This is a genomic window from Nonomuraea roseola (assembly GCF_039535395.1).
Lineage (GTDB): Bacteria > Actinomycetota > Actinomycetes > Streptosporangiales > Streptosporangiaceae > Nonomuraea > Nonomuraea roseola.
This window is the reverse complement of record NZ_BAAAXC010000006.1, coordinates 219,887-240,457: the sequence shown is the minus strand read 5'-3', so window position 1 is coordinate 240,457 and position 20,571 is coordinate 219,887. Positions and strand designations below refer to the sequence as shown.

23 protein-coding genes are annotated in these 20,571 nt (G+C 69.9%); 9 read left to right on the top strand and 14 right to left on the bottom strand.

The features are described 5' to 3' along the window. Positions 1 to 187: 187 nt before the first annotated feature. Positions 188 to 577, bottom strand: coding sequence for an aggregation-promoting factor C-terminal-like domain-containing protein (locus ABFX55_RS06800; RefSeq protein WP_183645901.1), 390 nt, complete (start codon positions 575 to 577; stop codon positions 188 to 190). 180 nt (positions 578 to 757) lie between these two features. Here ABFX55_RS06800 and ABFX55_RS06795 point away from each other — a divergent pair, with 180 nt between their 5' ends. After that, positions 758 to 1,243: a glutathione peroxidase gene (locus ABFX55_RS06795; protein WP_346118690.1), complete on the top strand. Its 486-nt coding sequence runs from the start codon at positions 758 to 760 to the stop codon at positions 1,241 to 1,243. Further along, a complete protein-coding gene (locus ABFX55_RS06790) occupies positions 1,240 to 1,626 on the top strand; it encodes a YchJ family protein (RefSeq protein ID WP_346118688.1) in 387 nt (128 codons plus the stop codon). Before ABFX55_RS06795 ends, ABFX55_RS06790 begins: the two co-directional genes overlap by 4 nt. On the opposite strand, the gene ABFX55_RS06785 is transcribed toward ABFX55_RS06790, so the two are convergent. Further along, positions 1,598 to 2,635: a LacI family DNA-binding transcriptional regulator gene (locus ABFX55_RS06785; RefSeq protein WP_346118686.1), complete on the bottom strand. Its 1,038-nt coding sequence runs from the start codon at positions 2,633 to 2,635 to the stop codon at positions 1,598 to 1,600. The genes ABFX55_RS06790 and ABFX55_RS06785 overlap by 29 nt on opposite strands. A gap of 168 nt (positions 2,636 to 2,803) precedes the next feature. On the opposite strand from ABFX55_RS06785, the gene ABFX55_RS06780 reads away from it, so the two are divergent. Beyond that, positions 2,804 to 4,018 carry an ABC transporter ATP-binding protein gene (locus ABFX55_RS06780; RefSeq protein ID WP_183645897.1) on the top strand — a complete coding sequence of 405 codons (1,215 nt, stop codon included), beginning with the start codon at positions 2,804 to 2,806 and terminating at the stop codon, positions 4,016 to 4,018. 99 nt (positions 4,019 to 4,117) lie between these two features. On the opposite strand, the gene ABFX55_RS06775 is transcribed toward ABFX55_RS06780, so the two are convergent. From ABFX55_RS06775 to ABFX55_RS06765, 3 genes are all read right to left on the bottom strand, one after another. Further along, on the bottom strand, positions 4,118 to 4,735 hold the full coding sequence (locus ABFX55_RS06775; RefSeq protein ID WP_346118684.1) for a pyridoxamine 5'-phosphate oxidase family protein: 618 nt from the start codon (positions 4,733 to 4,735) through the stop codon (positions 4,118 to 4,120). Between the two features lie 74 nt (positions 4,736 to 4,809). Beyond that, entirely contained in the window at positions 4,810 to 6,366 is a 1,557-nt protein-coding gene (locus ABFX55_RS06770; RefSeq protein WP_346118682.1) for a phospholipase D family protein, read from the bottom strand. Between the two features lie 64 nt (positions 6,367 to 6,430). Further along, positions 6,431 to 7,183, bottom strand: coding sequence for an SDR family NAD(P)-dependent oxidoreductase (locus ABFX55_RS06765; protein WP_346118680.1), 753 nt, complete (start codon positions 7,181 to 7,183; stop codon positions 6,431 to 6,433). A gap of 92 nt (positions 7,184 to 7,275) precedes the next feature. Between ABFX55_RS06765 and ABFX55_RS06760 the strand changes: the two genes are divergently transcribed. Both ABFX55_RS06760 and ABFX55_RS06755 read left to right on the top strand, forming a co-directional pair. Further along, on the top strand, positions 7,276 to 8,433 hold the full coding sequence (locus tag ABFX55_RS06760; RefSeq protein ID WP_346118678.1) for a PQQ-dependent sugar dehydrogenase: 1,158 nt from the start codon (positions 7,276 to 7,278) through the stop codon (positions 8,431 to 8,433). Then, positions 8,430 to 8,882, top strand: coding sequence for a flavodoxin family protein (locus ABFX55_RS06755; protein ID WP_346118676.1), 453 nt, complete (start codon positions 8,430 to 8,432; stop codon positions 8,880 to 8,882). Before ABFX55_RS06760 ends, ABFX55_RS06755 begins: the two co-directional genes overlap by 4 nt. Here the strand turns inward: ABFX55_RS06755 and ABFX55_RS06750 are convergent. Continuing rightward, positions 8,872 to 9,165, bottom strand: coding sequence for a carboxymuconolactone decarboxylase family protein (locus ABFX55_RS06750; RefSeq protein WP_346118674.1), 294 nt, complete (start codon positions 9,163 to 9,165; stop codon positions 8,872 to 8,874). The genes ABFX55_RS06755 and ABFX55_RS06750 overlap by 11 nt on opposite strands. 304 nt (positions 9,166 to 9,469) lie before the next feature. Here ABFX55_RS06750 and ABFX55_RS06745 point away from each other — a divergent pair, with 304 nt between their 5' ends. Both ABFX55_RS06745 and ABFX55_RS06740 read left to right on the top strand, forming a co-directional pair. Continuing rightward, positions 9,470 to 10,165 carry a hypothetical protein gene (locus ABFX55_RS06745; RefSeq protein ID WP_346118672.1) on the top strand — a complete coding sequence of 232 codons (696 nt, stop codon included), beginning with the start codon at positions 9,470 to 9,472 and terminating at the stop codon, positions 10,163 to 10,165. A 10-nt stretch (positions 10,166 to 10,175) separates the two neighbouring features. Next, positions 10,176 to 13,085, top strand: a complete 2,910-nt coding sequence (locus ABFX55_RS06740) for an AAA family ATPase (RefSeq protein WP_346118670.1) — start codon at positions 10,176 to 10,178, stop codon at positions 13,083 to 13,085. A gap of 58 nt (positions 13,086 to 13,143) precedes the next feature. Here the strand turns inward: ABFX55_RS06740 and ABFX55_RS06735 are convergent, their stop codons facing one another. The 3 genes from ABFX55_RS06735 to ABFX55_RS06725 are packed head-to-tail and all read right to left on the bottom strand — an operon-like array spanning position 13,144 to position 14,697. After that, positions 13,144 to 13,797 carry an HAD family hydrolase gene (locus ABFX55_RS06735; RefSeq protein ID WP_346118668.1) on the bottom strand — a complete coding sequence of 218 codons (654 nt, stop codon included), beginning with the start codon at positions 13,795 to 13,797 and terminating at the stop codon, positions 13,144 to 13,146. Then, positions 13,794 to 14,141 (bottom strand): YybH family protein, encoded by a 348-nt coding sequence (locus tag ABFX55_RS06730; protein ID WP_346118666.1) that lies wholly within the window; start codon positions 14,139 to 14,141, stop codon positions 13,794 to 13,796. Before ABFX55_RS06730 ends, ABFX55_RS06735 begins: the two co-directional genes overlap by 4 nt. Positions 14,142 to 14,151: 10 nt before the next feature. Then, positions 14,152 to 14,697, bottom strand: coding sequence for a hypothetical protein (locus ABFX55_RS06725; RefSeq protein ID WP_346118664.1), 546 nt, complete (start codon positions 14,695 to 14,697; stop codon positions 14,152 to 14,154). Between the two features lie 56 nt (positions 14,698 to 14,753). Between ABFX55_RS06725 and lysS the strand changes: the two genes are divergently transcribed. Both lysS and ABFX55_RS06715 read left to right on the top strand, forming a co-directional pair. Next, entirely contained in the window at positions 14,754 to 16,415 is a 1,662-nt protein-coding gene (gene lysS, locus ABFX55_RS06720) for a lysine--tRNA ligase (protein ID WP_346118662.1), read from the top strand. Between the two features lie 9 nt (positions 16,416 to 16,424). Then, the gene (locus tag ABFX55_RS06715) at positions 16,425 to 16,811 is read left to right on the top strand and encodes a thiol-disulfide oxidoreductase DCC family protein (protein WP_346118661.1); all 387 of its coding nucleotides are present in this window, start codon (positions 16,425 to 16,427) and stop codon (positions 16,809 to 16,811) included. Here ABFX55_RS06715 and ABFX55_RS06710 read toward each other — a convergent pair. The 5 genes from ABFX55_RS06710 to ABFX55_RS06690 form a co-directional block, all read right to left on the bottom strand. Further along, positions 16,707 to 17,570 (bottom strand): hypothetical protein, encoded by an 864-nt coding sequence (locus tag ABFX55_RS06710; protein WP_346118659.1) that lies wholly within the window; start codon positions 17,568 to 17,570, stop codon positions 16,707 to 16,709. The two genes, ABFX55_RS06715 and ABFX55_RS06710, sit on opposite strands and share 105 nt — an antisense overlap. Next, positions 17,555 to 17,998: a hypothetical protein gene (locus ABFX55_RS06705; protein WP_346118657.1), complete on the bottom strand. Its 444-nt coding sequence runs from the start codon at positions 17,996 to 17,998 to the stop codon at positions 17,555 to 17,557. The genes ABFX55_RS06710 and ABFX55_RS06705 overlap by 16 nt, the downstream gene beginning before the upstream one ends. 152 nt (positions 17,999 to 18,150) lie before the next feature. Next, complete coding sequence (locus tag ABFX55_RS06700; protein ID WP_346118655.1) at positions 18,151 to 18,804, bottom strand: potassium channel family protein; 654 nt, start codon at positions 18,802 to 18,804, stop codon at positions 18,151 to 18,153. Positions 18,805 to 18,843: 39 nt separating this feature from the next. Further along, complete coding sequence (locus ABFX55_RS06695; RefSeq protein ID WP_346118653.1) at positions 18,844 to 20,136, bottom strand: ArsB/NhaD family transporter; 1,293 nt, start codon at positions 20,134 to 20,136, stop codon at positions 18,844 to 18,846. After that, positions 20,133 to 20,570 carry a CBS domain-containing protein gene (locus ABFX55_RS06690; RefSeq protein WP_346118651.1) on the bottom strand — a complete coding sequence of 146 codons (438 nt, stop codon included), beginning with the start codon at positions 20,568 to 20,570 and terminating at the stop codon, positions 20,133 to 20,135. Before ABFX55_RS06690 ends, ABFX55_RS06695 begins: the two co-directional genes overlap by 4 nt. Position 20,571: the final 1 nt, after the last annotated feature.

The window sequence follows — 20,571 nt, the reverse complement described above, 5'->3', positions numbered from 1 at the left end:
TGCTGGACGGCCCCGAAGACGCCGCGACGTGTCTCTAGGCGGTTTCTAGTACGCCATGTCGCCACTGGTCAGGCAGCCGAAGCAGGGAAAGGAAAGGACTTTGCGAGGTGGCGAACCCGCGTTGGCGCGCCCCGGAGCCCTGGTGACCATGACTATTCGAACAGCGGACGCGAGAGTGGGAAAGTGATCAGTACCAGCCGCGCGACAGGAAGTGCGACCAGGCTGCGCACGGCGAGCCGTACCGCTTCTTGATGTAGGAAAGGCCCCATTCGATCTGTGTCCTGGGGTTGGTGCGCCAGTCTCTGCCCGCGCTGGCCATCTTGTGGCCGGGCAGCGCCTGGGGGATGCCGTAGGCGCCCGAGCCGTTGCCCGCGCGGTGGTTCCAGCCGCTCTCCCTGGTCCAGAGCCGCTCGAGGCAGCCGAACTGGGCCCTGCCCCAGCCCTTGTCCGCCACCATCGGCCTGGCGATGGACTTGTTCCTGCTGCTGCCGCTCTCCGCGTAGGCGGCCGTCGCTGTGCCCGCTCCCGACGCCACGAACGTGGCGGCGAGGAGCAGGGCTCTGGTACGGCGTGACATGCGGTATTCCCTTTCGAAGGGGATCGGGGGACTGCGTCACCCTGCCGCAAAGGGAGCATTTGTCGCTAATTGACCATGAAAAGGTAGATCGTTAGTAAAGATCCGATCTTGTGGTTATTCAGGGCTTATAGCCGCCAAATGTGGACCCTGTCACATTTTGGCGAAGGGTAGGGTCGGATCATGAGTCTCCGAGACATCCCCGTCCGCACGATCGCGGACGCCCCGACCACCCTGACCGAGCTCGCCGGCGACAGCGCGCTGCTCATCGTGAACGTCGCCTCCAGGTGCGGACTGACCCCGCAGTACTCCGGTCTGGTCGAGCTTCAGAAGGAGTACGGGCAGCGCGGCTTCAGCGTGGTCGGCGTGCCGTGCAACCAGTTCATGGGCCAGGAGCCTGGCTCGGCCGAGGAGATCCAGGAGTTCTGCTCCACCACCTACGGCGTCGACTTCCCGCTGCTGGAGAAGGCCGAGGTCAACGGCGAGGGCAGGCACCCGCTCTACGCCGAGCTGACCGGCACGCCCGACGCCGAGGGCCAGGCCGGCGACGTCCAGTGGAACTTCGAGAAGTTCCTGGTCGACCGTGAAGGCTCGGTCGTGGCCAGGTTCAGGCCCGGCACCGAGCCCACCGACCCCGCCGTCGTCTCCGCGATCGAGAAGCTCCTGTGAGTTCGTGCCCGTGCGGGCTGCCCGCGCCCTACGACGAGTGCTGCGGGCGCCTGCACAGGGGCGAGGCGGCGGCCGAGACCGCCGAGCAGCTCATGCGCTCGCGCTTCAGCGCCTTCGCGGTGGGCGACGCGGACTACCTGCTCAGGAGCTGGCACCCCTCCACCAGGCCCGCCGATCTCGCCTTCGAGTCGCACCTGCGGTGGAAGCGCCTGTCCGTCGTCGCCACCGGCGCGGGCGGACCCGCCGACGAGGAGGGGACGGTGGAGTTCCGCGCCCGCTTCAGCCGGCGCGGCAGGGCGGGGGAACTGCGCGAGGTCAGCAGGTTCGCCAGGCACGAGGGCGCATGGGTCTACGTCAACGGCGAGGTCCGCAGCTCCCCCTGACGATGAGCTCGGTGGGCAGCAGCACGCTGCGCGGGCGGCGGGTGCCCGCCCGCAGCACCAGTTCGGCCGCGCGGTAGCCGAGGTCCTGCGCGGGCTGGGCGATGACGGTCAGCGGCGGCGAGCACAGCTCGGCCCACGGCACGTCGTCGTACATCACGAGCGACAGGTCCCGGGGGATGCGCAGGTCGAGCTCCCTGGCGGCCAGCACGGCCGCCTCGCCCAGCTGGTTGCCGCCCGCGAGGACGGCCGTCAGGTCGGGACGGCTCTGGAGCAGCCCCGAGGCCGCCGCGTAGGCCGCGTCGCGGGAGCCGCCCGCGAAGACCACCAGTTCGTCGTCCACGAGCGGCCCCAGCGCCTCCCTGAAGGCCGAGACGCGCCGGGCGTGGCCGGGACCGCCCAGATAGGCGATGCGGCGGTGACCGAGGCCCTTGAGGTACTGCACCGCCGTGCGGACGCCCGAGCGGTCGTCGGCGAGCACGGTCGGGATGCCGCCCTCCACCCTGGGCCTGCCCCTCAATCCGTCGAGCAGCAGCAGGTCGTCGACCGGCTCCTCGGTGGGCTCGTCGGGCCGCTCACCCGCGAAGACCACCGTCATGCCGGTCCTGAGAGCCGGGCCCCAGGTGTCGGCGTCGCCTGAGGGGACGGCGACCACCTTGTCGACGCTCTGCTCGAGCAGCATGCCGATCAGCTCGGACTCCTGCTCGGGATCGCCCCCAGTCGAGCCCACCAGCACGGGCTCGCCCGCCGAGCGGGCGCACGCCAGCACGCCCTCGGCCAGCCTGCCGTACAGCGGGTCCGTCAGATCGGGCAGCAGCAGGCCGATGCCGCCGGTACGTTGCTGACGGAGGTTGCGCCCCAGCGCGCTGGGGCGGTAGTCGAGATGAGCGGCCACCGCGAGCACGCGCTCGCGGGTCTCGGGGCTGGCCGATCCGCCCGACAGCACCCTGGAGACGGTGGCCACGCCCACCCCGGCCGCCTCGGCCACGTCCTTGATGGTGGTGCGCTTCATGGAAACGATTCCATCATGGGTTCCACGAGGTTTCCAGCTCTAATCAATAACAGGGGCTGGTCTCTTGACAGCGATGTCCCTTTCGGGTGAGATGCATGAAAACGTATCCACAGTGCGTGGTGACCCCCACGACCATCCGGGCCCCCGCCCGTTGCGCGAAGGAATGTCATGGCATCCATCGTCCTGTCAAATGTCGACAAGATCTACGCCGGTGGCGTGAAGGCAGTGAACGGGCTGAACCTTGAGATCAAGGACGGCGAGTTCATGGTCCTGGTCGGCCCCTCCGGTTGCGGCAAGTCGACCGCCCTGCGGATGATCGCCGGCCTGGAGGACATCAGCGGCGGCGAGATCTCCATCGGCGAAAAGGTGGTCAACCACCTGCCTCCGAAGGACCGCGACATCGCGATGGTCTTCCAGAACTACGCGCTGTACCCCCACATGACCGTCGAGGAGAACCTCGCCTTCGGTCTGAAGCTCCGCAAGATGCCCAAGCCGGAGATCCAGAAGCGCGTCAACGAGGCCGCCAAGATGCTCGGCCTCGAGACCTACCTCAAGCGCAAGCCGGCCGCCCTCTCCGGTGGTCAGCGCCAGCGTGTCGCCATGGGCCGCGCCATCGTCCGCGAGCCGCAGGCCTTCCTCATGGACGAGCCGCTGTCCAACCTGGACGCCAAGCTCCGCGTCTCCATGCGCGCCTCGCTGAACCAGATGCACGAGCGCCTCGGCGTCACCACCGTCTACGTCACCCACGACCAGGTCGAGGCCATGACCCTCGGCGACAGGGTGTGCGTCCTTCGCGACGGTCTGCTCCAGCAGGTCGACACGCCGCAGAACCTGTTCGACAAGCCGGTCAACCTGTTCGTCGCCGGCTTCATGGGCTCGCCGTCCATGAACTTCGTCACCGCCCAGGTGGTCCGCGACGGCGACGGCGCGGCCGTGACCTTCGCCGACGTCAAGCTGCAGATCCCGGCCTCGACCTTCACCGAGAAGCCCGGCCTCGACCAGTACATCGGCAAGTCGCTCATCCTCGGCATCCGCCCCTCCGACTTCGAGGACGCCAGCGCCGCCGGCAGCCACGCCAACGGCTGGGCCACCCTGCCCGCCAAGGCCGAGGTCACCGAGGAGCTCGGCTCCGAGATCAACGTCCTGTTCCTGATCGACGCCCCGCCGGTCGAGCACAAGGACACCGTCGCCGCCCAGGACACGGGTGACGACGAGGAGGCGGCGCTCCCGCTGATCGGCGACAAGTCGCTGTGGACCGCCCGCGTCAACGCCCGCAGCCACGTGCGTCCCGGTCAGACGATCGACCTGGTCGTCGACACGCACAACCTGCACTTCTTCGACTCCGAGAGCGGCCTGGCCATCGGCCACGAGGCCAACCGCTGACCCAGCGAAGGAGACGTCCCCCCGCCGCGACCCCCTCCCGCGGCGGGGGGATCCTTTTTTGTCCCCGCCGCCGACCGGCCGGGGACCCGTTCGTCGCGCTCAGGTCGCGGCCAGGTCGGCGCGCAGCCGCGCGTTCTCGCGCTCCAGTGCCGTGATGCGGTCGCGGGCCGACCCCAGCGCCCGCTCCACGAGGTCGCGAGGGTAGAGCTCCGGGATGTGCTGCGAGCAGTTCCAGTCGAAGCCCTCGACGTCGATCAGCACGGCCCGCTCCACCTTCCCCTGGTAGCCCTCGACGGCCAGCCGTCCGATCAGCTCGGGGTCGTCCTCCACCGCGCGGGCCCTGCCGAGCACCTTCAGCCTGCCCCTGTTCGCGTAGTCCATCAGGAACAGCGAGACCCTGTCGTCGTGGTCCAGGTTGCCGCGGGTGATGTACTGCCGGTTGCCGCGGAAGTCGGCGAAGCCGAGGGTGTGCTCGTCGAGCACCCGCAGGAAGCCGCGCGGCCCGCCTCGGTGCTGGATGTAGGGCCAGCCGCTCTCGCCGACGCTGGCCAGGTAGAAGCTGTCGCGCTCGCCGATGAACAGCCGCTCGGCGTCGCCGAGCCGGTCGGCGCCGCCCGCGCCCTCCATCAGCCTTCGATAGGCGCGATGGCTGCCGTGCTCCAGCTGGTGCCGCTGGACGCCGGGGGTGAACGCGATCTGCGCGAACCGACTGCTCATGACGCCTCCAAACTAACGGTTACACCCAGGTGTAAGCGTTAGAAGCGTCGATCAATTCCCTCGTGCGCCCCGCATCAGAAGTCCTTCGAACGGCGCAGCCTCGGCGGCCTTCCGTCGGGGTCGACGACCATCCGGTAGAGCGGCATGGCCAGCGTCCTGCGCAGGCGGCCGAGCTCGGGCTGCGGATGGGGACGCAGGCGGCCGGGCGGGCGCGGCCCCCTGCGGCCGCTCCTGTGCCAGGACTCCAGCCGCGCGGCCGACTCGGCGAAGGCCTCGAAGGCGGTCACGGGGTCGCACAGCTCGTCCACGTCGCCGGGGTCGCGATCGAGGTGCTCGGCCGCCAGAGTGAGCCTCAGGCGCCTGGCGTACCTGCTCGCGCCCGAGGGAGGGCGCGGATCGGGCTCCTCGTCGAGCACCGCGCAGCTGAGCTCGGAGTCGAACGTCCACGACCGCAGGTTGACGTTGTCGGAGCCGACGCTCGCCCAGACGTCGTCCACCACGCAGACCTTGGCGTGCACGTACACCGGCGTGCCGAGGTGGTTCTCCAGGTCGTAGATCGCGACCCGGCCCTCGCCCGCGCGCGTCAGCCTGGCCAGCGCCTCGGACCTGCCGATCAGGCTGGCAGGCCCGGCCAGCCAGCCGTCCTGGTCCGGGTACCGGGGCACCACGATGATCATGCGCAGGTCCCGCTCCCGCTCCAGCGCCTCGGCGAACGGCTCGATCACCTCGGTGGACCACAGGTACTGGTCCTCCAGGTAGACCAGGGAGCGCGCCCTGCCCAGCACCTTGTGGTAGGCCCTGGCCACGCTCCGCTCGCCCTCGGGCGCGAAGGGGTAGGCGCGCCGCAGGTGCGGATAGGTCCTGAGCAGCTGGACGGCGTGCGTCCCCACGGGGTCGGGCGGCGGCCCCGGCTTCGGCAGCGGCGGCACGTCGTCCATCCGCTGCAGGTGGTCGCGCAGCCGCCTGATCGGCTGGCGGGTCTCGGGTGCGGGGTCCTCCCATCGCTCGCAGAAGACCTTCTCCACCTCGCCCACGGCCGGGCCGTGGATGGCCACCTGCACGTCGTGCCAGGGCGGACGCTCGCCGTAGGACTTCGGCATGGGGGCGGCCTGCGGATCGCCGAAATGGGCGGCGTCGTCACGGCGGCTGTGGCACAGGTCGATGCCGCCGACGAAGGCCACGTCCCTTTCGGCGTCGCGGTCGTGGCGCAGAATGACGAACTTCTGGTGGTGGGAGCCGCCGTGCCGTACCCGGGTGTCGAGCAGGGCCTGGCCGCCCGCCGCCTCGATGTCCTCGCCCAGGTGCCTGTTCTCGGCGGAGCTGAAGCGCAGGAAGTCGAGGTGGGAGCGCCAGATGAGCCCCCTGACCAGCGCGCCCCTGCGGGCGGCCTCCGCCATGACCTCGGCCACCGGCTGCCCGCCGCCGGTGAGCAGCTCGTCGGGGTCGCCGCGCCAGTCGGCGAACAGCAGCAGGTCGTCCTTGCCCAGCCCGTCGATGCGCTCGGCCAGTTCGGCGAAGTAGGTCGCGCCGTGGATGAGCGGGCGCACCAGGTTTCCCGTCGTCCAGTCCTCGAGCTTGGTCGAGGGGTTGCCGCGCTCCTCCTCCGTGAGGAACCAGTCCTCGAGCCGCACCGCACGCACCTCCCCGAGGGTCGCCTGAACCCTCAAGGTGCCCCCGATCGCGCCGTCTAGACGTTCACTTGCGGCCGATGCGCGCGGAGACCCGCTCCGTCAGGGCGCGCGGAATGAGCCTGCCGACCCCGACGATCGCCTTGTAGCGCAGGTCGGGGATGGAGACCCGCCTGCCGAGGGCGAGGTCGCGCATCGCCTCGTTCACCACGTCGTCGGCCTTGAGCCAGAGGAAGCCGGGGATGCCGGAGACGTCCATGGCAGCCCGCTGGTGGAACTCGGTGCGCACGAACCCAGGGCACAGCGCCATGACGCGGATGCGAGGGCTGCCGACCTCGGCGGCCGTGGACTCGCTGAAGTTGACCACCCAGGCCTTGGAGGCGCTGTAGGTTCCGCGGGTGAAGAACGCCGCCACCGACGCCACGTTCACCACCGCGCCCCTGCCGCGGGCGCGCATCCCGGGCAGGACGGCCAGCGTCAGCCTCAGCACGGCCTCGCAGTGCAGCTTGAGCATGCGCAGCTCGTCCTCGACGGGAACGTCGAGGAAGTGGCCCTGATGGCCGAAGCCGGCGTTGTTGACCAGCAGGTCGACGCCGTCGCGCAGGCGAGACTCCACGACCTCGAGGCCGTCGTCGGTGGCCAGGTCGGCGGGGAGGGTCTCGACGGCGACGCCGTACCTCAGCTTGAGTCGGCCCGCCGTCTCGGCGAGCCTGGATTCGTCGCGTGAGACGAGGACCAGCGAGAAGCCGTCGGCGGCCAGGCGGCGGGCGAACGCCGCGCCGATGCCGGCGGTCGCGCCCGTGATCATTGCGGTAGGCATGCCGCCAGCGTAATGCCAGCAGGCCGCGGGGAACCTCCGCCGGTCGCAAGGGGTAGGACCCTGGAAAGAGCCCACATGAGAGGATCGACAGCGTGCGCCTCGCGCTTCCCTTCGCCGTACTGGTCGCGGCGCTGACCGCCTGTTCGGCCACCCCGACCGCGGACACGACGCCCGCGGCCCCCTCGCTCCCGGTGAGCCCGACCTCCGGCCCGAGCGTGAGCGCGGGCCAGGGGCTGCAGGACAAGCTGAGGTTCACCCAGATCGCCCGGCTCGACAAGCCCGTCGCCATCGCCGTGCGCGACGGCGACGACGCGCTCTACATCGCCGAGCAGGGCGGCAGGCTGCACGCGGTGAAGGGCGGCGCCACGACCCAGATCATCGACCTGTCGGCGGAGGTCAGCAAGGGCAACGAGCAAGGTCTGCTCGGCGTCGCCTTCCACCCGTCGGGCAGGTGGCTCTACCTCGACTGGACCGACGCCGAGGGCGACACCCACGTCACCGAATGGGCCTTCGACGGCACGAAGGCCACAGCTCGCCGCGACGTGCTCACCCAGGACCAGCCGTACGCCAACCACAACGGAGGGCAGCTCGCCTTCGGCCCCGACGGCCACCTCTACATCGCGCTGGGCGACGGGGGCAGCGGCGGCGACCCCGAGGGCAACGGCCAGGACCTCGGCACGTGGCTGGGCAAGATCCTGCGCATCGACCCTCGCGGCGAGCCCTACAAGGTGCCCGAGGACAACCCGTTCGTCGGCAGGCGCGGCGCCGAACCCGAGATCTGGGCGTACGGCCTGCGCAACCCCTGGCGCTTCAGCTTCGACAGGCGGACAGGCGACCTCTGGATCGGCGACGTCGGGCAGAACGCCCGGGAGGAGGTCGACCACGAGCCCAAGGGGCGGGGCGGCAACAACTACGGGTGGAACGCCTTCGAGGGCGACAGGCCCTTCCATGAGAGCGTCGACATCGGCAAGGCCGTCGCGCCCGTCATCACCTATCCCCTGGGTGAGGGCGGCAACTGCTCGGTGATCGCCGGATACGTCTACAGGGGCACGAAGATCCCCGGCCTGCGCGGGCACTTCCTCTACGGCGACTTCTGCGCGGGCTGGATCAGGGCGGCCCCCGCCGACGACCCCGCCAAGGGCGTCGAGGTGGGCAAGGTCGAGCAGCTGTCGTCCTTCGGCCAGGACCACGACGGCGAGCTCTACGCGCTCAGCCTCCAGGGGCCTGTCTACCGGGTGGACGGGCCGTGAGCAGGGTGCTGATCGTGCACCACACCGCCTCACCGGCCACCCACGAGCTGCTGGAGAAGACCCGCGAGGGCGCGGGCACCGACGAGCTCGACGGCGTCGAGGTGGTGACCAGGGCCGCGCTCCAGGCCACCGCCTCCGATGTGTTCGCCGCCGACGCGATCATCCTCGGCACCCCGGCCAACATCGGCTACATGAGCGGGGCGCTCAAGCACTTCTTCGACACGATCTACTACCCGTGCCTGGAGGAGACGCGGCGCCTGCCGTACGGGCTGTACGTGCACGGCAACAACGACGCCACGGGCGCGGTGCGCGCGGTCGAGTCGATCGCGGGCGGGCTCGGCTGGAGCCCGGTGGCGGCGCCGGTCGTGGTGATCGGCGCCGTCACCAAGACGGACCTCGAGGCGTGCTGGGAGCTGGGAGCGACGGTGGCGGCGACGATCAGTTCATGATCACCCGGTCGATCAGGTCCTCCGCAAGGGCGTTGAGCCTGGCTCCGCGTGCCCAGCCGGCGTAATGGGTGAGGAAGACGACGGTCTCCCTCAGCTCCTCCGCGGTCAGGTCGCCGGTGCGCAGCGCGGTCTCCAGTTGCACCTCGACCGCCTCGTCGAGTCCTTGGCCGACCAGCAGGCCGACGAGCAGCAGGCGCCGGTCACGGTCGCTGATCGCCTCACGTGACCACACCTCGGCGAACAGGTGCTCCACGGTCATGGCGAAGTTGAGAGGTTCCTTCATGGCGCGCTCCGAGCGAGGCGGGAGGGGATTCCGAAGCTCCCTATCCTTAGCCAGTTCGGCGGCAAGAGATAGGCCCTTCGAAAAGACATCATCACCAGGTCTCGGTTGCGCAAACGTTGCGGCCGGGTAGAGACGGGGAGAGGAAGCCATCATGCGGATGAATGGCCCTCACTTCGGCGATCTGTAACAAATGGAGCCAAGGGTCGGCCAAGATTTGGTGAAGACTTCTAGCGGCAAAGAGGAGATTAGACGGCAAAAACGGGCACAACCAAGGCGTTGGCGGGTAACGCGGAGGTAAGCCCTGGTGAAAGAGACACGGGCTTGGACGAGATGGGCCGCGATCACGGTCGCGGCCTTCTTGATGGCCGGAACCGCCGCCTGCGGTCAGGCGGAATACACCTACGTGCGCGACAGGGAAGGGACCACCTACTTCAGGGTGCCCTCCTCCTTCTCGAAGATCGACTCCACGCAGATCGATCTCCTGCTCAGCGGTGACCATCCCAACTCCGAGACGGCGAAGCTGCGCAAGCAGCTGGTCTGGTCGACGGCCTTCGACCAGTCCGCCGAACCGGCGGTCGACCACCTGCTGGGCTCCCAGGACCCGTTCGTCTACTCGACCGTTCACCTGCTCACCGAGCCCCAGCGCAACATGATCTCCCTCAACACGATGCGCGACTTCGTGCTGCCCGTGACAGAGGAGATGCGGCAGGCCTACGCCCAGCGCCTGATGGAGGCGGGCCAGCAGCCCACGCTCACCGGCTTCGAACTGCTCAACGACCAGCAGCTCGCGCTCGGCGACGGCGCGCGCGGCGTGCGGGTGCGCTTCAACTACCAGATCGGCGACACGGTCCAGACCTTCGACCAGACGGCTTATCTGGACAAGTCGGGCGGAACCGTGTCGGTGCTGCTGATCCGCTGCACGGCCGAGTGCTTCGGCAAGAGGGCCGCGGAGTTCGACAAGATCGCCGAATCCTTCAAGCTGCTCAAGTTGCCGGGATGAGGGTGCCACAGTGACCACGACCTACCAAGAGGGCGGCCTGCGCGCTCCCGGCAGCGGCCCCGTCGATCCCGACACCGTGACCCGCAAGAGGATGGTCTTCTGGGACCGCATCAAGATCCTGCTGGTGCTGTCGATCGTCTTCCTCGTGCTGGCGTGGAAGGAGATGGCCGACTACGCGGGCATCATGCCCTTCGACGACGCCCTGCGCAGGATCGGGGAGAACCATCCCTGGATCTTCTACCTGCTCGGGGCCGAGTTCGTCAGGCAGGTCCACTTCTTCGTCAGCGAGCGCTCCTCCGGCTACCACCGCTTCTGGAGCAGGGGCGTCTTCGGCGGGTTCGAGCGCTGGACGCACCGCACGTTCAGCGACTGGACGAGGTTCCGCCTCGCCAGGCTCATCAAGATCGTGTTCTGGGTCACGCTGCTCGCCCTCGTGCTCGGCGCCGTCCTCGACACCAGCCCCTTCCTGGCCCTCTTCCAGGCGCCCGCGCTGGCCTTCCAGGCGCTGCCGTACGTCGCCCAGCTGGCCTTCGCGTTCTTCTTCATCATCTTCCAGTTCGTCGGACTGTTCTGGTTCCTGTCGCGCGGCGGCGTGGAGACCTACTATCCCGACGACATCAAGACCCGCTTCCGTGACGTGTGGGGCCAGGACCACGTCGTCGAGCGCGTCAAGGAGAACATCGTCTTCCTCGAGCAGCCCGACGCCATCGAGGCCAGGGGCGGGTACGTGCCCAGCGGCCTGCTGCTGTGGGGCCCGCCGGGAACGGGCAAGACGCTGATGGCCGAGGCCGTGGCGGGGGAGACGGGCAAGCCGTACGTCTTCGTCGACCCCGGCGCCTTCGTCAACATGTTCATGGGCATCGGCATCCTGAAGGTGAAGGCCCTTTTCAGGAAGTTGCGCAAGCTGGCGCTCCGCTACGGCGGCGTCATCGTCTTCTTCGACGAGGCCGACTCCCTCGGCCGCAGGGGCAGGCTCGCCGGACAGGCGCCCCCTGGGCAGGGCTTCACCGCCGACGGCTGCCACGGCCTGAACTACCTGTCCGAGCACTCCCGCTCGGTCCTGCTCACCAGACCCGCGGCCGGCGCCGAGGACAACCGCTTCTTCATGGGCGGCGGCATGAACGGCGGCAGCGGCGACATGGGCACACTGCAGGCGCTGCTCACCGAGCTGTCGGGGCTGAAGAAGCCGCGCGGCCTGTTCAACAGGCTCGTACGACGCGCGCTCGGCATGCGGCCCAAGCCGCCGCCGAAGTACCGCATCCTCGTCATGATGGCGACCAACATGCCCGACGCCCTCGACGAGGCGCTGCTGCGGCCAGGGCGCATCGACCGCATCTACAAGGTCGGCTACCCGTCCAAGGCCGGAAGGGTGCGCACCTACCAGGGCTACTTCGCCAAGGTCCAGCACGAGCTGACCGACGAGCAGATGGACAAGCTCGCCACCATCACCCCCTACGCCACCGGCGCCACGATCAAGGACCTGGTGAACGAGGCGCTGATCACCACCATCCGCGACGGGCGCGAGGTCATCACCTGGTCCGACGTGCTGCGCGCCAAGCGGCTCAAGCAGCTCGGCCCGCCCGAGGACGTCGAGTACATCGAGCGCGAACGGCACGCGGTCGCCGTCCACGAGGCCTGCCACGCGGTCGTCGCCTACCGCACCCGCTACCACCTCGAGATCGACATCGCCACGATCGAGAAGGGTGCCGACTACCTCGGCATGGTCGCCTCCATCAAGCCCGAGGACCAGTTCACCCGGTGGAAGTCCGAGCACGAGGCCGACATCATGGTCTCGCTCGCCTCGCTGGCGGGGGAGCGGATGTTCTTCGGCGACGACAACTCCTCCGGCGTCTCGGGCGACCTGATGTCGGCGACCTACCTCGTCGGGCTCATGGAGTCGCACTGGGGCATGGGCACGGGCATCGCCTCGCTGCCCGCGCTGCAGGAGCTGGGCATCCACGCGGGCAAGGCGATGCGCGGGCAGCAGGGCGCCGCCCAGGATCCCGCGCCGCGCGAGGCCTCCGTCCCCGAGCACCTCAGCGAGCGGGTCGAGTTCAACCTGGTCAGGCTGCTGGAGCAGACCGAGGAGCTGCTGCGTGAGCACCGGCGCGAGGTGCTGTGCCTCGCGCACGCGCTGGAGACCCACAAGACGCTCAACGGCGAGGACGTGGTCGCCGTCCTCGAGGGCAGGCAGGGCCCGCTGGTGGACGGCGCGATCTACCGCTCGCAGGAGCTTCTCGAGGAGCTCGAGGAGTACCACCGCGACGCGGCCAGGGCGCACCGCGAGCACAACAGGGTCGAGCGCAACCTGCCGGGACCTGTGACCGTGGAGGCCGAGGTCGTCGAGGCCGACGTGGTCTACGCCCCCGCAGGGGCCGCGCCCGTCCCGATCCGGCCGGCGGTGGTTCAGCCGGCGACGCAGGGCTCCGCCCAGGTGCAGCCGACGGCCCACGGGGAGGAACGGCGCCCCGAGTTCGTCCCCTGGTCGCCGGAGACCATGACCGCGAGCGCGCCGGCCTCGTCGGGTCTCGCGGGCGGCGCCCCCCAAGCCTTCGGTACGGCTGAGCCGCCGGCTTCCCGCAGGTCGCCCGCGACGGTGTGGGTCGTGGCGGGCAGCGTCATCGTGCTGGTGGGTCTGGCGCTGTTCGGCGCGCTGGCCGCGACCGGCGCGATAGGCAGCGTGGCAGGGGCGCTGTCGCCCGGGTTGCTGCTGGTGCTGTTCATCATCGTCGTCGCGATCGTCGTGGGCGTCGCGGTGGCGCTCATCGCGGTGAAGGCGGTGCGCACCGCCCAGAGAAGGGCCGAACAGGAACGCGACAGGGCCAACGCCAGGGCCCAGCTGCTGGCCGCGGCGATGGACCCGGAAACGGCGATGCGCCTGCTCGGCTACGACGGCCAGCGCCCCGACGACCGTCCATGAACCCGCTCACGCCGTGCCCCGAAGACCCCCGGGGCACGGCACGGACTCCTCCCCGCGCCTAGCGGGGCAGGGAGTCGACCAGATCGGGGGTCAGCTCGTCCAGGGTCTTGGCCGTGCAGGCGGCCAGGGCCAGGGCGTCGGGGGCGGGCGGGTAGAGCGGGTGCGGCACCGCGACCACCCGCATCCCCGCCGCGTGCGCCGACCGCAGCCCGTTGCTGGAGTCCTCGACCGCCACGCAGTCCGAGGGGTCCACGCCGAGCCGTGAGGCCGCCTCCAGGTAGCCGTCGGGGGCGGGCTTGCCGTACGCCACCTCCTCTGTCGAGACCGTCGCGCCGAAGAACGCGCCCAGCCCTGTGGCCTCCAGCACCACGTCGATCAGCGCGCGGGGGGAGGAGCTGGCCAGGCCGAGCGGACGGCCGGCCGCCAGCCGCTCGACCGCCTCCTTCGCGCCGGGCAGGAGCGGCACGCCGTGCCGATAGCGCTCGGCCATCTGCCCGACCACCCCGCGCGCGATCTCCTCGGGCGGCAGCCGTACGCCGAGCTCGGCCAGGTAGGCCGACCACTCGCCGGTGCTCATGCCCATCAGCCTCGACTGCGTCTCCTCACGCCACGTGCCGCCGTGCTCGGCGACGAAGGCCCTGCGGACCTCCTCCCAGACCGGCTCGGAGTCGACGAGCACGCCGTCGAGGTCGAAGACGACCGGTGATCTCATGCTGGCTGCTCCATCCAGTACTCGGTGAACTCGGCGCAGCGGCCCTCGCCGTCCAGCCTGAGCACCCACAGGTTGCTGAAGACCCGGTCGGGATAGGTCGTCACGCCCTTGACGACGGCCGTCTCGCCCTCGACGGCGACGGGCTCGTACTCGAACGCCGAGGGGCCGCCCTCGTCCTCGCGCTCCAGCCATCCGCGCACGATCGCGTCGCGCCCTCGCCACGGCCGGGCGTAGGGCTCGGTGAAGTAGGCGGCGTCGTCGGTGAACAGAGCGCCGATGTCGGCGGGCTCGTTGGTATGCCACGCCCTGACGTAGGCGTCCATCCATGTGACGGGATCGGTCATGATCTCCTTTCTACCCTCTGTGGTAGAGAACAAGGTCGCAGGTGGTGGCGATGACCAGGGTCCTGCCGCTGGGGGAGAAGCCGAAGGCACGCAGCTCGCAGCCCTCCTCCCGATGGATGTGCCACCAGTTCGAGCCGCGGTCGGGCTCGTCGTCCTTCGACAGGAGCACGCTCTCGGCAGGCCAGTCGGGGGCGACGAGGTGGACCGCCCAGCCGTCGTCCGTCGTGGTGCGCAGACCGCCGCCCCACAGCCCCGCCATCGTGACCTGGACGCCCTCCAGCGGGCCGATGCCCTCGCGCACCAGCGGGTCGTCGGGGTAGGTTTCCTCGTGGTCGCGGGACACCCGCTGACCGCTCGCGCAGTCGAAGACGCCTCTGCCGGTGCTCGAGGCGACGAGCAGGAGATCGGGCGCGGTGAGCCCTTCCGCCCGTGAGGGCCTCCCGAAGCCGACGTCCGTGAGGCCGCCCGTCTTCTGCACCTGCACGTACCGCCAGGGGGCCGGTGGAGGGCGTAGGGGAGCGCGGCGGAAACGGTCGCGAAGGGCAGTCCAGTCCATGAGTCCCCATTCTTCGGGAAGAATGGGTCGCCACACCTCGATCGAAGGGTTGTTCCATGACCGACTGGGTCTCCCAACTCGCGGACGACGTCATCGCCGAGGCCGAGCGCCGCGCCCCCGGCAAAACGATCGTCTGCGCCTCGGGGCTCAGCCCTTCCGGCCCGATCCACCTGGGCAACCTGCGCGAGGTGATGACCCCGCACCTGGTGGCCGACGAGATCAGGCGGCGCGGCCTCGACTGCGTGCACCTGCTCTCGTGGGACGACTACGACCGCTTCAGGAAGGTGCCCGTGGGCATCCCCGAGGAGTGGGCCGAGCACATCGGCAAGCCACTCACCTCGGTCCCCGCCCCGCCCGGCAGCGCCTACCCGAACTGGGCCGAGCACTTCAAGACCCCGATGATCTCCGCGCTGGCGCGGCTGGGCGTGACCTACCGCGGCATCAGCCAGACCAAGCAGTACACCTCGGGCGTCTACCGCGAGCAGATCCTGCACGCGATGCGCGAGCGCGACCGCATCGACGAGGTGCTGTCCCGCTTCCGCACCAAGGCCAAGCCGAAGGCGAAGGACGCCGACGAGGCCGCCGCGCTCGAAGGCTCAGGCGCGGCCGAGGAGGAGGCGGGCTACTACCCGTACAAGCCCTACTGCGCGCTGTGCGGGCGCGACCTCACCACCGTCACCGGCTACGACGACGAGACGACCGAGCTGGCCTACACCTGCGCGTGCGGGTACGGCGAGACCGTACGGCTGGCCACCCACGACCGTGGCAAGCTCGTCTGGAAGGTCGACTGGCCGATGCGCTGGGCCTACGAGGGCGTCGTCTTCGAGCCCTCGGGCGTCGACCACACCTCGCCGGGCTCCTCCTTCGAGGTCGGCGGCCATCTGGTCGGCGAGGTGTTCGGCGGGCAGCAGCCGATCGGACCCCGCTACGCCTTCGTCGGCATCAGCGGCATGGCGAAGATGAGCAGCTCCAAGGGCGGCGTCCCGACCGCGGCGGACGCCCTGGAGATCATGGAGGCGCCGCTGCTGCGCTGGATGTACGCGCGCCGCAAGCCGGCGCAGTCGTTCAAGGTCGCCTTCGACCAGGAGATCCAGCGCCTCTACGACGAGTGGGACGCGCTGGAGCGCAAGGTCGCCGACGGCACGGCGCTGCCCGCGGACCTGACCGTCCACGCCAGGTCGGTGCGCACGGCGGAGGGGCCGCTCGAGTCGACGCGGCGGCGGGTGCCGTACCGGATGCTCGCCTCGATCGCGGACGTCACCACCGGCGACGAGGAGCAGACGCTGCGGATCCTGCGTGAGCTCGACCCCGCCGACCCGGTCACCGACCTGGAGTCGGTGCGTCCGCGCCTCGACAGGGCGCAGCGGTGGGTGAGCACGCAGGTGCCCGCCGAGCAGCGCACCAGTGTCCTGGCCGAGCCCGACGCCGACCTGCTGGCCGGGCTCGGCGACGAGCAGCGCGAGTCACTGCGGCTGCTGCTCGAGGGGCTCGACGAGCACTGGTCGCTGGAGGGGCTGACCGCCCTGGTGTACGGCGTGCCGAAGCTCCAGGCGGGCCTGCCCGCCGAGGCGAAGGCGACACCGGAGCTGAAGGCGGCGCAGCGCGAGTTCTTCGTCCTGCTCTACACGCTGCTCGTCGGCCGCGACACCGGCCCGAGGCTGCCCACGCTGCTGCTGGCCGTCGGGGCCGACCGCGTCCGCAAGCTCCTCGGGGCGTAGAGTCGGATCATGAGACCTGTGCTCGTCTTCGACGGCGACTGCGGCTTCTGCACCACGTGCGTGCGTTTCGTCGAACGTTACCTGCGCCCCGACGCGACGATCATCGCCTGGCAGTTCGCCGACCTGGGCGAGCTGGGGGTGACCAGGGAGCGGGCCGAGTACGAGCTGCTGTGGGTCGACGAGCGCGGCAGGGCCTTCGGCGGCGCGCAGGCCGTGGCCAAGCTGCTGATCCGCGCAGGGCTGCCGTGGAGCGCGCCGGGCCTGCTGTTGCGGGTGCCGCCGGTGCGCTGGCTAGCTCACTGGCTCTACCGCGCCGTCGCCGACAACCGCGGCAGGCTGCCCGGCGGTACTCCTGCGTGCGCGCTTCCTGCCGATCGCCGCCCGCTCCAGCGGTAGGAAGGCCAGCAGGCAGATCACGTGCGGCAGGAAGTGGATCGTGATCGCCGCCCACGTCATCAGGTGGAACAGCGCGAAGAAGCCGACCCCCGCGTACAGCACGCGCCCGCGCGTGAACAGCAGCACGGGCGCGGCCGTCTCGGCCAGCAGCACGATCCACTGCCCGATCAGCAGCGCGCCGGGCACCGAGGCGACGAACTCGCCGAAGAACGTGCCGCGCCTGCTGACCGCCCACTGGAAGGTGGCGCCGTTCGGCCACTCCCAGCCGCCGTGCCTGATCTTGGCGTAGGCCGACAGGAAGTAGGCGGCGACGACCGCGATCTGGACGCACCTGATCGCCCACCCCGCCGCCTGCTCTCCGGCGCGGACGGCGGTGGGCAGCACGAACAGGGCCACGACCAGCGCAAGGTGGTCGTGGTCGACCTTGCCGTACGACATCGCCAGCAGCGCCCAGTAGAGGTAGCCGGCCGCGACGGTGTAGCCGGCCGCGCGCGGCAGCCTGCCCCACGCGGCGATCAGGGCTGCGCCGACCACCACCGCGAACAGCGCGTAGACCAGCGCAGGGTTGGCGCCGGGCAGGTGCAGCAGGCGGGCCACCAGCACGGGCCGGTAGCCGGAGGGGTTGCCCGCGTTGCCCCAGACGCCGCCGGTGAACAGGATCATGTCCAGCGGGAGGAAGAGGTAGACGACCACCGACAGGATCCGCACGCGTCGCGGCGGGACGGGCGCGAACCACCAGCGATCTAGCGCACCACCCATGAGAGCCTCTCCACGTTCGTCGTCCAGGCGGGACGGCGGTCCCTGAGCGTGATCACCTTGGTGACCACGATGAGCTTGGTGAGCCTCGGGTCGCCGGGCCTGATCCTGGCGTGGGCGTCGGCCAGGCCCTGGAGCAGCTCGGGACGGGCGAGGTAGCGGCTGAGCTGTCCTTCGAGCTCCGCCCTGCGGATGCCGACGTAGTAGGGCTCGATCGGGATCTCGACCCTGGTGCCCGCGGCGGTCTCGGCGTGCAGGTGCAGCGACTTGATCTCGCCGTCAGGCGGGATGCTGAAGGCGTACTGCACCATGGGTCCGAAGGGGAACAAATCGTCGTCCCCCAGCACCGTGCCGTACCCGAGTGCGACGATCACGGCCCCCGCCGCTGCCAGCCGCCATGCCTTGCCCCGCCTGGATAAAGCCCCCCGCATGCCTGAAAACTAGCAGATCATTTACTGATTGATCATGATATTTCGGGCATTCGTGTGGCGGTGGGAAGCGGTTCGGCGCGGGTGCGGGAAGCGGCCTGGGCGCGGCGGCGGAAGGGCGGCGGGCCCGTGGCCACGACCGTGAAAGCGTGGAGCTAGGGGAGTTCGGCGAAGCGTTCGACGTCCTCGGTCCTGCCCGAGACCAGGATGACGTCGCCGTAGGTGAGCTCGGTCTCGGCCGTGGCGTAGGTGAACTCCTCGCCAGGGCTCTTGACCGCGACCACGGTCACCCCGAACTTCTTGCGCATCCCCGACGTGCCCAGCCGCACCCCGACGTAGTCCTTGGGCGGCCTGGTCTTGGCCAGCGCGAAGCCGGCGTCGACCTGCATGTAGTCGAGCATCCTGCCGCTCACCAGGTGGGCCACACGCTCGCCCATGTCGTGCTCGGGCAGGACGACGTGGTGGGCGCCGATCCTGCTGAGGATCTGCCCGTGCTGCCTGCTGACCGCCTTGGCCCAGATGTCGTCGATCTCCATGTCCACCAGGAGGGAGGTGGTCAGGATGCTGGCCTCGAGGTCGCTGCCGATCGCGACGACGGCCCGGTAGAAGTCGGGCACGCCGAGCTGGTTGAGCGACTCGAGGTCGGTGGAGTCGGCGGCGGCGATCTGGGTGATCTGACCGGAGAGCGCCTGGACGACCTTGGGGCGGTTGTCGATGGCCAGGACCTCGGTGCCGCGTCTGGTCAGCTCAAGTGCGAGCGCGGTGCCGAACCGGCCGAGACCGATCACGACGACCGGGTCGTTCCTCATGTCAACCAACTATGACCCGTCCCTCAGGTAGTGCGTGGTTCAAATCAGGTATCTCACCCAGAAGTAGGGCACGCTCGCGAGAACCGTCACGAACGTCACGACCAGACCGTACCGGGTGAACTCCCAGAAGCTGATGGGGGTCCTGTTCCGCGCGGCGATGCCGAGGACCACCACGTTCGCCGCCGCACCCACGGCCGTGGCGTTGCCGCCGAGGTCCGCGCCCACGGCCAGGGCCCACCACAGCACCTGAGAGGTGCCGTCGCCGCCGGTGGCGTTGACCAGGTCGGAGACGATCGGGCTCATCGTGGCCACGTAGGGGATGTTGTCGACGATCGCCGAGATGACCGCCGACCCCCACAGCAGCAGCATCGTGGTGAGCCTGAGGTCGCCGTCGGTCAGGTTGACGACCCTGTCGGAGACCGTGCCGATGACGCCCGTCTCCACCAGCGCGCCGACCATGACGAACAGCCCTGCGAAGAAGACCAGGGTCGGCCACTCGACCTCGGCGATGGCCTGCTCGGTGGTGACCTTGGTGGCCGCCACCAGCACGCCCGCGCCCAGCAGCGCCACCACCGAGGGCTCGTAGTGCAGCAGGGGGTGGAGCACGAAGGCGACCATGACGAGGGTCAGCACGCCGAGCGACTGCCACAGCAGCCTCCGGTCGCGGATGGCCTCGCGCTCGTTGAGCGCCATGATCTCGGCCGCGCGCTCGGGGTGGTAGACGAAGGACCCGCGGAAGAGGAACCTGCACAGCCCGATGAAGATCACGAGCAGCACCACGACCAGCGGCGCGAGGTGGATGAGGAAGTCGTTGAACGACAGCCCGCCCCTGCTGGCGATGATGATGTTGGGCGGGTCGCCGACCAGCGTCGCGGTGCCGCCGATGTTGGCGGCCATCGCCTCGGCGATCAGGTACGGCGCGACGGGCAGCGCCAGCCGTTCGCAGACCAGGAACGTCACGGGCACGATCAGCAGCACGGTGGTGACGTTGTCGAGCAGCGCCGAGGCGCAGGCGGTGATGAGGATCAGCAGCACCATCAACCGGAAGGGCCTGCCCCTGGCCCGTTTGGCCGCCCAGATGGCCAGGTACTCGAAGACGCCGGTCTCCTTGAGCACGCCCACGATGATCATCATGCCGAGCAGCAGGAGGATGACGTTCCAGTCGATGCCGGTGTGCTCGGTGAAGAAGGCGGCCCTGGCGTCGGTGGCGTGGATGAGCAGCATGATCCCCGCGCCGCCCAGCGCCGCCGCCACGCGGTGGATCCGCTCGGTGGCGATCAGGGCGTAGGAGCACAGGAAGACCGTGAGGGAGATCCAGGCCAGAACGGTCACAGGACCCTGTCCAGCAGCGCCTGGAGCGTGACCGCACCGAGCAGCCTCCCTCCCTCCACGACCGCCACCAGCGGGCTTCGGGTCCGGGCCATCAGCGCCGCCAGTTCGAGCACCGTCGCCTCAGGCCTGGCGACCGGCAGCTCGCGATGCTCCTTCGGCAGGCACTGGCGCACCGACAGGCCGTCGAGCCCGCGCAGGAACCGGTCGGCGTGCGCCTCGTCCACCACGCGCGCCAGCGCGGGATCGTCCTGGCAGTAGGCGGGGACGGCCAGCCTCAGCACCTGGGTGCCCGGCAGGATCGTGAAGGGCGACCCCGCGTCGTCGACGACGATCAGCCCGGGCAGGTCCTGCTCGGCCAGCAGCCGCGCCGCCTCGATCGCTGAGGAGTCGAGCGCGACGACGGGGAAGTCGGCGAGCAGATCACGGGCGCGCACA

Bases quoted from the DNA above. Each gene is read 5' to 3' on its own strand.
- ABFX55_RS06800 (WP_183645901.1), bottom strand. From the start codon at position 577: ATGTCACGCCGTACCAGAGCCCTGCTCCTCGCCGCCACGTTCGTGGCG.
- ABFX55_RS06795 (WP_346118690.1), top strand. From the start codon at position 758: ATGAGTCTCCGAGACATCCCCGTCCGCACGATCGCGGACGCCCCGACC.
- ABFX55_RS06785 (WP_346118686.1), bottom strand. From the start codon at position 2,635: ATGAAGCGCACCACCATCAAGGACGTGGCCGAGGCGGCCGGGGTGGGC.
- ABFX55_RS06780 (WP_183645897.1), top strand. From the start codon at position 2,804: ATGGCATCCATCGTCCTGTCAAATGTCGACAAGATCTACGCCGGTGGC.
- ABFX55_RS06775 (WP_346118684.1), bottom strand. From the start codon at position 4,735: ATGAGCAGTCGGTTCGCGCAGATCGCGTTCACCCCCGGCGTCCAGCGG.
- ABFX55_RS06765 (WP_346118680.1), bottom strand. From the start codon at position 7,183: ATGCCTACCGCAATGATCACGGGCGCGACCGCCGGCATCGGCGCGGCG.
- ABFX55_RS06750 (WP_346118674.1), bottom strand. From the start codon at position 9,165: ATGAAGGAACCTCTCAACTTCGCCATGACCGTGGAGCACCTGTTCGCC.
- ABFX55_RS06735 (WP_346118668.1), bottom strand. From the start codon at position 13,797: ATGAGATCACCGGTCGTCTTCGACCTCGACGGCGTGCTCGTCGACTCC.
- ABFX55_RS06730 (WP_346118666.1), bottom strand. From the start codon at position 14,141: ATGACCGATCCCGTCACATGGATGGACGCCTACGTCAGGGCGTGGCAT.
- ABFX55_RS06725 (WP_346118664.1), bottom strand. From the start codon at position 14,697: ATGGACTGGACTGCCCTTCGCGACCGTTTCCGCCGCGCTCCCCTACGC.
- lysS (WP_346118662.1), top strand. From the start codon at position 14,754: ATGACCGACTGGGTCTCCCAACTCGCGGACGACGTCATCGCCGAGGCC.
- ABFX55_RS06715 (WP_346118661.1), top strand. From the start codon at position 16,425: ATGAGACCTGTGCTCGTCTTCGACGGCGACTGCGGCTTCTGCACCACG.
- ABFX55_RS06710 (WP_346118659.1), bottom strand. From the start codon at position 17,570: ATGGGTGGTGCGCTAGATCGCTGGTGGTTCGCGCCCGTCCCGCCGCGA.
- ABFX55_RS06705 (WP_346118657.1), bottom strand. From the start codon at position 17,998: ATGCGGGGGGCTTTATCCAGGCGGGGCAAGGCATGGCGGCTGGCAGCG.
- ABFX55_RS06700 (WP_346118655.1), bottom strand. From the start codon at position 18,804: ATGAGGAACGACCCGGTCGTCGTGATCGGTCTCGGCCGGTTCGGCACC.